12 protein-coding genes and 4 tRNA genes are annotated in these 13263 nt (G+C 26.4%); 3 read left to right on the plus strand and 13 right to left on the minus strand.

What is annotated here, in order from left to right:
* Positions 1-37 precede the first annotated feature (37 nt).
* Positions 38-1102, plus strand: coding sequence for a flavodoxin-dependent (E)-4-hydroxy-3-methylbut-2-enyl-diphosphate synthase (gene ispG, locus JG676_RS02480; protein WP_200217247.1), 1065 nt, complete (start codon positions 38-40; stop codon positions 1100-1102).
* Positions 1103-2020: 918 nt separating this feature from the next.
* Here ispG and JG676_RS02485 read toward each other — a convergent pair.
* The 6 genes from JG676_RS02485 to JG676_RS02510 form a co-directional block, all read right to left on the minus strand.
* Positions 2021-2650: a hypothetical protein gene (locus tag JG676_RS02485; RefSeq protein ID WP_200217216.1), complete on the minus strand. Its 630-nt coding sequence runs from the start codon at positions 2648-2650 to the stop codon at positions 2021-2023.
* Positions 2651-2718: 68 nt separating this feature from the next.
* Positions 2719-3249 carry a GNAT family N-acetyltransferase gene (locus tag JG676_RS02490; protein ID WP_200217217.1) on the minus strand — a complete coding sequence of 177 codons (531 nt, stop codon included), beginning with the start codon at positions 3247-3249 and terminating at the stop codon, positions 2719-2721.
* Positions 3250-3610: 361 nt separating this feature from the next.
* Positions 3611-3686 (minus strand) — tRNA-Val (locus JG676_RS02495).
* A 3-nt stretch (positions 3687-3689) separates the two neighbouring features.
* A tRNA-Ala gene (locus JG676_RS02500) sits at positions 3690-3765 on the minus strand.
* A 421-nt stretch (positions 3766-4186) separates the two neighbouring features.
* A complete protein-coding gene (locus JG676_RS02505) occupies positions 4187-4918 on the minus strand; it encodes a lipopolysaccharide biosynthesis protein (RefSeq protein WP_246801787.1) in 732 nt (243 codons plus the stop codon).
* Positions 4919-5021: 103 nt separating this feature from the next.
* Positions 5022-5110: transfer RNA gene (locus JG676_RS02510), tRNA-Ser, on the minus strand.
* A 104-nt stretch (positions 5111-5214) separates the two neighbouring features.
* Here JG676_RS02510 and JG676_RS02515 point away from each other — a divergent pair.
* Both JG676_RS02515 and JG676_RS02520 read left to right on the plus strand, forming a co-directional pair.
* Positions 5215-5291 (plus strand) — tRNA-Met (locus JG676_RS02515).
* Between the two features lie 297 nt (positions 5292-5588).
* Entirely contained in the window at positions 5589-6869 is a 1281-nt protein-coding gene (locus JG676_RS02520) for an adenosylmethionine--8-amino-7-oxononanoate transaminase (RefSeq protein WP_200217218.1), read from the plus strand.
* On the opposite strand, the gene JG676_RS02525 is transcribed toward JG676_RS02520, so the two are convergent.
* From JG676_RS02525 to carB, 7 genes are read right to left on the minus strand one after another with little or no spacing between them, the layout of a single operon-like run.
* Positions 6856-7455: a dethiobiotin synthase gene (locus JG676_RS02525; protein WP_200217219.1), complete on the minus strand. Its 600-nt coding sequence runs from the start codon at positions 7453-7455 to the stop codon at positions 6856-6858. The genes JG676_RS02520 and JG676_RS02525 overlap by 14 nt on opposite strands.
* The gene (locus JG676_RS02530; protein ID WP_200217220.1) at positions 7455-7772 is read right to left on the minus strand and encodes a multidrug efflux SMR transporter; all 318 of its coding nucleotides are present in this window, start codon (positions 7770-7772) and stop codon (positions 7455-7457) included. The genes JG676_RS02525 and JG676_RS02530 overlap by 1 nt, the downstream gene beginning before the upstream one ends.
* A gap of 8 nt (positions 7773-7780) precedes the next feature.
* A complete protein-coding gene (locus JG676_RS02535; RefSeq protein WP_200217221.1) occupies positions 7781-8125 on the minus strand; it encodes a multidrug efflux SMR transporter in 345 nt (114 codons plus the stop codon).
* Positions 8126-8175: 50 nt separating this feature from the next.
* Positions 8176-8598, minus strand: coding sequence for a Sua5 YciO YrdC YwlC family protein (locus tag JG676_RS02540; RefSeq protein WP_200217222.1), 423 nt, complete (start codon positions 8596-8598; stop codon positions 8176-8178).
* Between the two features lie 2 nt (positions 8599-8600).
* Positions 8601-9122 carry a PD-(D/E)XK nuclease superfamily protein gene (locus tag JG676_RS02545; protein WP_200217223.1) on the minus strand — a complete coding sequence of 174 codons (522 nt, stop codon included), beginning with the start codon at positions 9120-9122 and terminating at the stop codon, positions 8601-8603.
* A gap of 9 nt (positions 9123-9131) precedes the next feature.
* A complete protein-coding gene (locus tag JG676_RS02550) occupies positions 9132-9962 on the minus strand; it encodes a site-specific DNA-methyltransferase (protein WP_200217224.1) in 831 nt (276 codons plus the stop codon).
* The gene (gene carB / locus JG676_RS02555) at positions 9952-13221 is read right to left on the minus strand and encodes a carbamoyl-phosphate synthase large subunit (protein ID WP_200217225.1); all 3270 of its coding nucleotides are present in this window, start codon (positions 13219-13221) and stop codon (positions 9952-9954) included. Before carB ends, JG676_RS02550 begins: the two co-directional genes overlap by 11 nt.
* Between the last annotated feature and the right edge of the window lie 42 nt (positions 13222-13263).

Here is a 13263-nt window from a genome sequence, read left to right on the forward strand (position 1 = left end):
AAAAAATATACAAATGAAAATAAATTAAAAGAAGTTTATAATGTATAAAAGATTTAAAACAAGAGAAATTAAAGTAGGTGATGTTACGATCGGAGGAAGTGCTCCAATTTCTGTGCAATCTATGTTATTTACTAAGACAAGAGACATTGATGGCTCATTAGATCAAATTAATCGTTTATATTTTGCAGGAGCCAATATGGTGCGTTTAGCGTGTTTAGATATGATAGATGCTAGATCTTTAAAAGAGATTAAGCAAAAAAGCCCTTTGCCTTTAATTGTTGATATACATTTTAATCATAAATTAGCTGTTTTTTGTGCTGAATTTATTGATGGTATTAGGATAAACCCTGGAAATATAGGTTCTAAAGAAAATGTAAAAGACGTAGTTAAGGCGTGTAAAGAAAGAAGTATTCCTATACGCATAGGCGTAAATCATGGATCAATTGAAAAGCAATTTAGTGATAAATACGGATATAATGTTGATGCTATGCTTGAAAGTGCTCTGTATAATATTAAACTTTTGGAAGATTTAGACTTTTTTGATATTAAAATTTCTATGAAAACTTCAGATGCACAAAAAACTATAGAAGCTTATGAAAGATTAAGACCACTTTGTGATTATCCTTTTCACTTAGGTGTTACTGAAGCCGGAACTAAATTTCATAGTACAATAAAAAGTTCTATTGCTTTGGGGAATTTACTTCTTAAAGGTATAGGTGATACAATAAGAGTTTCAATGACAGGAGAGCTAGAAGAAGAAATTCGCGTAGCAAGAGCAATTTTGCAAGATAGTGGTGTGCAAAAAAGTGGAGTAAATATCATCTCTTGTCCAACTTGCGGGAGAATTCAAAGTGATCTTATAAAAGCTATAAAAATAGTTGAAGAAAAAACTAAACATATCAATAAACCTTTAAATATCAGTGTAATGGGTTGTGTTGTAAATGCTTTAGGTGAAGCAAAAGGGGCTGATGTTGCCATAGCATTTGGTAAAAACCAAGGACTTGTAATAAGACATGGAGAAGTGGTGGCTAAATTAAAAGAAGATCAACTTGTAGAGAGATTTTTACTTGAGGTTGAAGATGAAGTAAAACAAAGGGAATAATATTAAATTTAAAAATAAAATTAAAAGAGAATAAATCAATTTTTAATTTCAAGTATTTTAAATAATTATACAAGATTAAACTATCTTGGTAGGTATATAATTGTATTTTTTTTGCTTTTTAAGAAATATTTAATTATAAATTATATTTAAAAAATGATTATAAAGTATTAAATTTTATATTCTAGACTAGTAAAATTTCTTGCAATTTTAAGAATGTATTTTTTGAGCAGTTTAAAATATTATTTGGTTTTATCTTTGAATTTTAAAGAAAAACATTTAATTTATATTATCTTTTAAATAAGATTTTTAGAAGATTAAAGTAAAATTTATTTTAGCTATTCTTTTAAAATATTTCAAATATTTTGATAGTATTGATTATATTCTTAAAATAAAATGTTGAATCTAACTTTTACACTTTAAATTAGAAAAATAAAAGTTATTTTTATATTTTTAAAATTCTATGATTTGGGTTTTTTACTAAAATTATTTAAAGTAGCTTATAATTCCTAAATTTATGATTGTTTTTAGATATTAAAAACGAAATGATAGAATAAAAACTTTTGAAACAATAAATTTTTAGTCTGGATTCTAAGTCTTAAATATAAAGAAATTTGAACCAAACACAAATAATTATATTAGTTAGGAAATTTTGACGAAGATATTTTTATAGCATTTAGAAATTCTTTTTTTAAATATAAAAATATCTTTTTAATATAATAATATTTTATAGAAAGTAATAATTTTTAAAAATCAATCTTGAAAACTTTTATATTTGTCCAATTTTTAGAAAATTTTGTAATCAAAAAAAAGAAATAAAAAATTAAAACATATAATTTCTTTGGATATTTTTATAATAAAGATATATAAAAGCATCTTTTTTATTTAAAAAATTATAAAAATTAACAAGTCTAAATAATCTCACCCACCACCAATAAAATATTTTTCAACATCATCAAGTAATTTTTCACATACTCTAGAATCTGTATTTTTTTCAACAACTAAATTAATATAAGTCTTTGTATCTCTAAAACTTCCTGCTGATTTTGAATTTTCTCTAGTAAGCTTTTGGTTGTCTTTGGTGTATTCTATAGTGATATTAAATTTTAAAGCTGAGCTAGCTTCGCCTAAATTCGTTTTTACCAAAACATTCATTTGAGAAGCTTTTGCTAAAGTAGCTTGAGTTTTTGAAATAATTTCTTTAAAGCGTTGACATGATTTTATAAGTGTTGAAATAAATTTATTATCAAGTGCTTCATAGGCTACTTTGAGTTTATTTTTTATATCTTTTGTACTTTCTTTTTCTGGGGCAACAAAAACCATATAAAAACCAGTTTTAATTTGCACATTATCTGTTTTGGCATCACGTCCGCTAGACATAACTTTAACATAAATAGCATTATCAAGATAAACACGATCTATCATAGGACCATAAATTTCATATTCTTTTTTACGCACTATAACTTCTCTTGCTAAAACATTTAGTTTTACATTAGCATCGTGGATTACAGGCTCCATTTCTTTTTTTATTTCGAGTAATTCTTTTAACATTAAAATTCCTTAAAATTGTCTGCTACGTAAAGATTTATTATAACAATATTTTTCTTACAAAATTTTTATTAATCAAAGTTAAAGTTTTTTAGAATTTTTTCATAAGCAAAGAATTTATCATTATAATTTTTTATATTAAATTCGCCACAAAATTGATAATTTAATTTTTTAAAAAGCGAATTCATAGGTAAATTTTTACTTAATGTATCTGCTCTTAAGCTTAATTTATTATTTCTTATAGCAAATTCTTCGCAAAAATTTAAAAGCTTAAAACCAACTCCTTGTCTTTTGAAATTTTGATTGACTGCTAAACGATGTAAATATAGAGCTTTATTATTAAATTTAGGATTAAAATGTACATCTTTGTATTCTTCCATAAAAAGTTCATTGATACAAACAAAACCTAGAATTTGTTCTTTTTTGCGACAAATATAAAGATGATTTTTATCGATATCTTGAGTAAAGATTTCAAAATTTGGATAGTTTTCATTCCATTGATGAAAGCCTAATTTTTTCATAGATATTAAAGCGTTTTGAGTTATTTTCAATATAGAGTCTAAATCTTTTAAAGTGGCTAATTCTATAATTAGTTCTTGCATTCATCTCCTTTTAAAATAAAAATATTAATTTTATTATAAAAATTAAATTTGTAGTTTGATTAAATTTTAGCTAATATTTATAAATATCTATTTTAAATAAAGAAAGTTACGCTGCATTATCTATATATAATTGAATTATTGTAGTTTTTTCCTAATAATTAAAAAATATATTTTTTAAATCTTTTAAAAATATATTTAATACTATAATGTTTATGTATTTTTTAGTATCATAAAATATAAAAATATTTAGTATAAAATTTAAATAAATTATTTATAAAAATTAATGATATTTATTTTTTTTATATAAACAAGATAATATTAATTTGCAATTTTAGGTATTTTTGAAAGCTAAGAAGTTAAATGGTGGCTCCGATTGGACTTGAACCAACGGCCACTACCATGTCAAGGTAGTGCTCTACCAGCTGAGCTACGGAACCATATGGTGGAGCATAGCGGGTTCGAACCGCTGACCCCAACGCTGCCAGCGTTGTGCTCTCCCAGCTGAGCTAATGCCCCTTAAAATTTAAAATTCTATCGTAATATTACTTTTTTTTGGCTGAAAATGAAAATCGAATTAATATTTTTTAAATATTTTGATAAATTAAAATGTATATAAAATTTAATAAGTTATAGAATTCAAAAATAATTCATTCTTAAAAATTTAAAATTACTATAATATAAAATTAATTTAAAAAAGACAAATTACTTAATCAATGCTAGAATGTCTTTTTCGTATTCTTTTTTATCAAGAAAGTTGCCCAGAGTAGTAAAAATATTTAGCTAAAACTAAAATTCCTATATGAAATTCTTTTTTCTTATCTAAAAATTGTTTGATGTGTTTATGTGCGTTATGGATAATTTCCAATGCATCTTTGGGATGATTATTAAAATGATCAATCGCTTTAGCTAAATTTTCATTATCAATTAAAGCAAAATGTTAATTTGGTTTTAAAGATCCTTCCATAAACCAAGTTTCACAAGTCATTTTTGGAGCCAAAACTAAAGAATTAGAATTCATCGCCCATTTTAAATTACTTGCTACGTCATTGCCTTCTAATGAAATTATAAATTTATATTTCATCTGTTCTTTTTTACTTAAAAAAGATTTTTTCCATTGATTAGGTTGTTTTGAAGTATCTCCTATATCGCAAAATGTTTTATTAAAATAAGAGTGAAAAAAATTTTTTCTATGTTCTTGATATACAGCACCCCTAAAAATCGCTATATCTTTTTTATTTTCGTAATTTATATCATCCTTTAAAAAACAAAAATGTCTATTTTTATTAAGTTTTAATAAAATATTATTTTTATTATTATCTTCTAGTGGTCGTGATTTACAAATAGTTGGATTTTTGAAAGTATGTCTTATATCATTAAAATCTTTATCCCGTAAAAATCCATCTTTGAAGTATTTGCTAATTTCATAAGCATCAAAAGTATAAGAAGTTTTTTTAAAAGAAAATTTTCCTATTTTTTCTTTTTTTGCTGGTGTGAAAAATTGATTTATTTTATTATAATACTTAACTCTAGTTTGTATATTTTCTAATTCTTTAGTGTTGTATTTTAGAATTTCATTAAAAATTTTATTTAAATTTATTTGGAAAAAATATCTTGGTATAAATGATATCCCTATACCCTTTAAATTCATAAACAATCTTGATTGAAGCATTATAAATCCATTACTTTTTCTGGTATTCTATCAAAAAAAAACAAATTCAAGTGCTGCTTGGCTGATTGAAAAAATTTAATGAGTATTTGAAGTTTTAATTAAATGGCAGACAGGAAGGGATTTGAACCCTCGAAAGCTTTTAACTTTACACGCGTTCCAGGCGTGCTCCTTAAACCGCTCGGACACCTGTCTAAAAAAGCAATTATTATAGCTAAAATTTTATAAATAAACAAAATCAGAAAATTTTTAGAAAAAAAAGCTATAATTCTTTTTTATGTTTTAAATTTGCTTTTTTAGTCAGGGTAGCTCAGCTGGTTAGAGCGCTGGTCTCATAAGCCGGAGGTCGGGAGTTCAAGTCTCCCCCTTGACACCAAATCTTATTTAAATTACTACTCTTAAATATAAAATAAATTTAATTTTTACTTAAGAATTTTTATAATTTATCCATAATAGTTTTAATAAATAATATAAAATAAACAAAAACTTATATTGACGTTTTAATAAAAGCAAGTTTTTAAAATTTTTTAGAATAAATATAAGTATTTATTATATAAAATATCTTAGTAGGTAAAATAAATCTAAAATATTTTTTATAATTAATTCTTTTAAAGAATTAAAAATTAAAGAAAATTATAAGATATTTATTATTTTGAATTTTAAAGGCTAAATGATGTATGGTGATTTGAAAAATTTGGATTTAAAATATATTTGGCATCCTTGCACACAAATGAAAGATCACGAAAATATACCTTTAATTCCTATAAAAAAGGCAAAAGGAATATGGCTTTATGATTTTGATGATAAAGCTTATATGGATTGTATAAGTTCTTGGTGGGTAAATCTTTTTGGTCACTCTAATGCTTATATAAGTAAAGCCATAAAAGATCAACTTGATGTTTTAGAACATATAATTCTAGCGGGTTTTTCGCATAAGCCTATTATAAAATTATCTTCAAGACTTTGCTCACTTTTGGGAGATAAATTTAGTAAATGTTTTTATGCAGATAATGGTTCTTCTGCAGTAGAAATAGCTTTAAAAATGAGTTTTCATTATTTTTTAAATCAAAATAAAAGAAAAAATAAATTTTTATCTTTAAGCAATTCTTATCACGGGGAGACTTTGGGAGCTTTAAGTGTAGGAGATGTATCACTTTATAAGAAAACTTATACTCCTTTATTGTTAGAGTGTTTAAATACTCCTGTGCCTTTGGGTGAAGACTTTGAAAAAGAATTAAATATATTAAAAAATATTTTAGAAAAGCATTCTAACGAGCTTTGTGCTTTTATATTAGAACCTTTAGTGCAATGTGCAGGAAATATGCATATGTATAAGGCTGAATTTATAGATGAGGCTATAAAACTTTGTCGTTATTATGGAGTACAAGTTATTTTCGATGAAATCGCAGTTGGTTTTGGACGCACAGGCACGCTTTTTGCTCTTGAGCAATGCAGACAAAAACCGGATTTTATTTGTCTTTCTAAAGGGATTACTGGAGGTTTTATGCCTTTATCTGTAGTTGTAACAAAAGATGAAATTTATAATGCTTTTTATGCTCCTTATGAAGCGCAAAAAGCTTTTTTGCATTCTCATAGCTATACGGGAAATGCTTTAGCTTGCACAGCTGCTAATGCTGTTCTTGATATCTTTGAAAAAGAAAATATCATAGAAAAAAATAAAGATTTAAGTTTTTTCATTAAAGAAGAATTTGCTAAATTAAAAGAATTTGAGTTTTTGGCTAATTTTAGAACTTGTGGAATGATTAGTGCCTTTGATATCATAAAAAGCAAATATCAAAGAGCAGGGCTTGAAGTATATAAAAGGGCTTTAATTAAAGGTTTGCTTTTAAGACCGCTTGGCAATACTATATATTTTATGCCCCCTTATATTGTCACTAAAGAGCAAGTTTCTTATGTAGTGCAAAGTTTAAAAGAAATTTTTAAAGATTTTTAAGAAGAGTATTCATTTGTTTTTGAAATTCTAAATTAATAAGATTTTTTGCATCTAGAAACTCTAAATTAATGATAGGAATTTGAGAGTAATTTTGTATAAAGTTATCTTGTAAAATATCTTTTTGTCCCATCATTACAAGAGCTATAATATCGATAGATCTTTTTTTTAAGGCTTCTATGCTTAATAAAATATGATTAATGCTACCAAGATAGTATTTTGCCACTAAAATAGTAGGAAATTTAAATGTGCTCATAAAATCTATCATAGTATAATGTTCATCTATAGGAGAAAAAAGTCCTCCAGCGATTTCTATAAGTAAATTTTCACTTTTTGGAATTTGAATTTCAAGAGCTTTAAAGGTGAGATTTTCTTTGATTTTTCCAAGATGAGGAGAAGCTGGAGTTTTTAAGAAAATACCCTCTTTAAAAATTTTAGTTTTTGGACAAAATTTAGCTATTTTTTGGCTATCTGTTGGCGTTCCTGCTTGAATTAATTTAAAATAATCATAATCAAAATTTGCGCAAAAACTTGCACTAAAATGGGTTTTTCCTGCATCTGTATGAATGCCACTGATATAAATTTTCATTAATTTCCTAAAAGTTTTAAGCCTATACTTGAAGCTAATATTAAGCTAAGAAAGAAAAATTTTAAAATATTTTTACTTTCTTTAAAAAGTATAATTCCAACGATAACACCACCTCCAGCACCAATACCTGTCCATATAGCATAGGCTACTCCCATAGAAATTTCACGCATGGCCAAGGAGAGAAAACTAAAACTAAGAGAAAATTGAATCAAAATAGCAAATAAAAAGATTTTTTTACCTGTATTAATTAGTTTTTTCATAGCTATAACGCCTATGATTTCCATACAACCTGCTAAAAATAAAAAAAACCAACTCATTTTATAACTCAATCTTTATTTTCTTTACTTATAAGTTTAAGACCTATAACTCCGCTAAGTAAGGTTAAAATAAGTATAATTTTAAATAAAGAAAAATTTTCCTTAAAATAAAACATTTCAACTAGTACCACTCCAGCTGTTCCAATTCCTACAAATACAGAATAAGCAATGCTAACTTCAATCTTTTTCATGGCAATAACCGCACAAGTAAATGAAATGCAAATTCCTACACCTGTTAAGATATATAAAGGCAAGGTATTAGCGTATTTTAGACCACTTACCCAAAAACATTCAATGATTCCACCTAGAACCACTAAGCCCCAAGCAAGATTTAAACTAATTTGCTTTTTCAAATTTATCCTTTTTGAAAATAAATATTATATACTAAAAATGTCATCTAAAATTAGCGTATTTTTCTTTTTCTTTTTTTGCTTAATTTAAAAATTTTAGAAGCATTATCTTCAAAGAGTTTTTGATCTATAATTTTATCTGCAACGCTTCTTGCCCAAATTTCATCAAATTTTTCTCCGTGTTTATTTGCCGAAGTGGAAAAAAGCCAATCCCATTCTTTTAAAAATTCTTCGTGTGGATGATCTTTTATAATGCGAATAGCTTTTAAATTTGGATAAATAAAAGTAGTTTTTTTACTTTTTCTTATCAAATTTTTAAAATATTTTGGAACCCTTGCGAGTTTTTTAAGTTCATCAAATTTAGCTGTTGTTATAATGCAAAATTGCTTTTGATCTCTATTTTTTAAAGCATTAAGCTTTTCTAAATTTTTACTTAAAAATCCCGCCGTTGTATCAGTTTGTGCTAAGTAGATCATTTTTAAGGAATTGGCAAACCTAATTTTTGCAAGGGGATATACTCAAAATAATATTGACAACGCACACTAATAATATAATCTAAAACATCTTTATATTCTTCTTTTTTAAACCAATTATTTAAAAGATAAATATATTCTACTTCTATATTTACCCTAGAGAATAGTTTTTGATATTGCTTTTTTTTAAAATCACAAGTTTGTAATTTTTCGTCTACAGAACCTGCTACACTTTGAAATTTGCATTCAATAATATATATAGTGTTATTAATGACCACAAAGATGCTATCATCAGGTAAGAGTCTTTTTGAAATAATGTTTTTCCAATCGATTCCAAGCTCTTGTAAAAAATCATACAATCTATATTTTTTAAATATTTTTGCTATTTTTTTATTGTTATAAAAAACTTCTTGTTTTTCATTTATAAAATAACCATTTTGCTGTGATAAAAAAGTTGCTAAATCTACTTTTCCTTCAAATACTAAACCAGTTTGAGTATTAGCTCCTCCATTTCCACCTAAAATCATTATTTCTCCTTAAAATAATTTTGCTTTGTTTATTAATTTTAAATCATTAATTTTATTTTTAATAGTATTAAAATTATTTTCAAGCTCTATTTTTCGTGCTATCGATATCTTAATAAATTCTTCTTCTTTTTCAAAGCCTATAAATTTTCTATTTAATAAATTCGCTGCAATACCTGTTGTTGAACTTCCGCTAAAGGGATCGCAAATTAATGAATTTTCATTACTTGCCATTAGTATAAGTCTAATTAATAAAGCTAAAGGTTTTTGTGTAGGATGTTTTCCATTTATTTTTTCCCAAGGAGATATAGCATTAAAAGTCCAAACATCACGCATTTGTTTGCTATTATTTAGTTTTTTTAAAATTTCATAATTAAAAATATGTTTATGTTTATGACTTTTTCTAGCCCAAATAATTTGTTCTGTTGAGTGTGTAAGATAGCGACAACTAAAATTTGGTGGTGGATTTGTTTTTTGCCAAGTAATAATATTTAAAATTTTAAAATCAAGTTTTTGCAAAATTCTACCAAGAGAAAAAATGTTATGATAAGTTCCACTAATTAAAATACTTCCGCTATCTTTAAGTGCTATTTTTGCATTAGCTAACCATTTTAAATTAAATTTATCTATTATTTCAATATCATTACCTTTATCCCAATTTCCTTTATTGACACTAACGATTTTACCATTTTGAATGCTTAATCCATTATTTGATAAAAAATAAGGAGGATCGGCAAAGATTAAATCAATTTGTTTTTCAAATTTAGGTAATAATTTATTACAATCATTTTGATACAAATTAAATAATTGATCTTTACTTGTGAAAATATTTTTATTTTTCATTAAGCCACTCTTGCAAACTTTTAACTTCTAAATAAGTTTTATCTTGTATAGCTTTTATACTTTTTGCTCCTGCAAAAGCAGCTCTTAAATTTGTAAAATAAGGAGTTTTAAAACGTATAATATTAGCTCTTATTTTTCTTGTATCTTCTTTAAAACTATTTTCATCACTTGTATTAATAACAAGTTCTATTTCTCCATTTTTTAACTTATCTTCAACATTGGGGCGTCCTTCTGATATTTTGTAGATTAACTCGCACTCAAAACCATTTTTAACAATTTCTTTATAAGTTCCACTTGTAGCCATAAGTTTAAAACCGAGTTTTGAGTATTCAGAGGCGATTTTTTTAGTATATTTTTTATCTTCATCTTTTAAAGATATAAAAATACTTCCTTTTTCTGGAAGATTATTAGATGAGGCAATTTGAATTTTAGCATAAGAATTAGCAAAATCTTTACTAATTCCCATTACTTCACCAGTTGATCTCATTTCGGGTCCAAGTTCTAAATCACTTCCGCTTAGCTTAGAAAAAGGAAAAACAACACCTTTTAAATTGATTCTTTGAGATTTTTTAGGTCTTAAAATTCCATTTTTTTCTTTAACAATTCCGAATTTATCATAAAAATTTAAAGCCTCTTTTAAATTTCCTTGCCACATTACACGTGTTGCCACTTTTGCTAAGGCTATACCTGTTGCTTTACTTACAAAAGGAACGGTTCTACTAGCTCTAGGATTTACTTCTATAATGTAAAGCTCATTTTGATAAAGAGCAAATTGTATGTTTAAAAGTCCTATCACTCCTAAATTTAAAGCTATATCAGCTGTTTTTTGTATGATTAATTCTTGTATTTTTTCATCGATATTGCAAGGTGGTAATGAACAAGCACTATCGCCTGAGTGAATTCCAGCTTCTTCGATATGCTCCATAATTCCTGCTACATAAACATTTTTACCATCGCAAATTGCATCAACATCAAATTCGCTTGCATTATCTAAGAACTGATCAATCAAAATAGGGCTTTTATTGCTTAATTTAACAGCTTCTTTAACATAAAGTTTTAATTCTTCTTCATTATGGACAATACGCATAGCACGCCCACCTAAAACATAGCTTGGGCGCACTAAAACAGGATAACCTATTTCATTTGCTTTTAAAATAGCTTCTTCTATGCTATAGGCTGTACCATTTTTAGGCTGATTGATTCCAAGTTTTACAATAAATTCTGAAAATTTTTTTCTATCTTCAGCAAGATCAATGACTCTAGCATTTGTCCCTATAATCTTAGCTCCAAAAGCACTGAGCTGTTTAGCAAATTTTAAAGGAGTTTGCCCTCCAAAATGAATAATAATACCATCTGGTTTTTCTTTTTCTATTACGGCTCTTAAATGTTCAAAATCAATAGGTTCAAAATAAAGCACATCGCTAATATCATAATCAGTTGAAACAGTTTCTGGATTGCAATTATACATTATAGTTTTTATACCCATATCCTTTAAAGCAAAAGAAGCTTGAACACAAGCATAATCAAATTCAATCCCTTGTCCTATCCTATTTGGTCCCCCGCCTATAATCATTACCTTTTTTTCTTTTTTTTCTTTTTTGTTTATGCTTTGAGTGAGTTCTAAAACATTAAAACTAGAATAATAATAAGGCGTAATAGCATTAAATTCACCTGAGCAAGTATCTACTTCGTGAAATTCGGTTATGATATTTTGATTGACTCTTGCGTAATAAATATCATTTTGACTTAATTCTAAATTATCTTTTGTATTTATTAAATGTGCAATTCTTTTATCAGAAAAACCCATAGTTTTAGCTTTTCTTAGTAAATTTTTATTGTTTAAAATATCCATATCTATTTTTTTCTCAAAATCAATAATTTCTTTGATTTGATTTAAAAACCAAGTATCTATTTTAGAATACTCATAAATTTCATTGATATTTAGACCTTCTCTAAAAGCCTCAGCTATATAAAGAAGTCTTTTTTCGTTAGCATTTCTTATATTAAAGACAAGTTCATTTTTATCTTTGATATTGATTTCATTAAATCCATCATAATTTTTTTCAAGTGAACAAAGAGCTTTTTGTATGCTTTCTTTAAAGGTGCGTCCTATGGCCATAACTTCGCCAACGCTTTTCATAGAAGTCCCTAAAATTTTATCTGCTTTAGGAAATTTTTCAAAAGCAAAACGCGGAATTTTAGTTACTATATAATCAATTACAGGTTCAAAAGAAGCAGGGGTTCCCGTAATATCATTTTTAATTTCATCTAAACTAAACCCTACTGCTAAAAGTGTAGCTACTTTTGCTATGGGATAGCCTGTTGCTTTACTTGCTAAAGCACTTGATCTTGAAACTCTAGGGTTCATTTCTATTACTATCATTCTACCATTTTCAGGATTTATGGCAAATTGAACATTTGATCCTCCAGTATCTACTCCAATTTCACGTAAAATTTCAAAAGAAGCATTACGCATAGCCTGATATTCTTTATCAGTTAAGGTAAGAGCAGGTGCTATAGTGATACTATCTCCAGTATGAACTCCCATAGGATCTAAATTTTCTATTGAGCAAACTATAATGCAGTTATCGAATTTATCACGAATAACTTCCATTTCATATTCTTTCCAACCTAGTAAGCTTTCTTCTATTAAGATTTCACCTATAGGACTTAAAGATAGTGCTTGTTGGGCAAGTTCTTGAAATTCTTCTAGATTATAAACAACCCCACTTCCAGCTCCGCCTAAAGTAAAAGAAGAGCGTATCATTAAAGGAAAACCTATTTCATCTATAGCTTTTAAGGCTTCATTGTAATTATAAGCATACATAGATTTTGGAAGATCCATACCAATTTTTTTCATACTTTCTTTAAAAATTTGACGATCTTCTCCTTTTTTGATTGCCTCAGGATTAGCTCCTAAAAATTTTACTTTTCCTAAAAGTCCGCTTTCATAAATTTGCATTGCAGCATTTAAGGCAACTTGACCACCCATAGTAGGTAAAATAGCATCAACTTTTTCTTTTTTGATAATGCTTAAAATATTTTCTTTAGTTATAGGTTCTATATAAGTTGCATCAGCAAAATCAGGATCTGTCATAATGGTTGCTGGATTTGAGTTTATAAGTACGACACGATAGCCTAGTTCTTTTAAGGTTTTAATAGCTTGAGTACCAGAATAATCAAATTCACAAGCCTGTCCTATAATAATAGGGCCACTTCCTATAAGTAAAATGGTATTAATATCGTTTCGTTTTGGCATAAATTTTCCTATATTATTTTTTATAAATTATAGCAAATCTTA

The organism is Campylobacter sp. 2018MI34 (assembly GCF_016598975.1).
Taxonomy (GTDB): domain Bacteria; phylum Campylobacterota; class Campylobacteria; order Campylobacterales; family Campylobacteraceae; genus Campylobacter_D.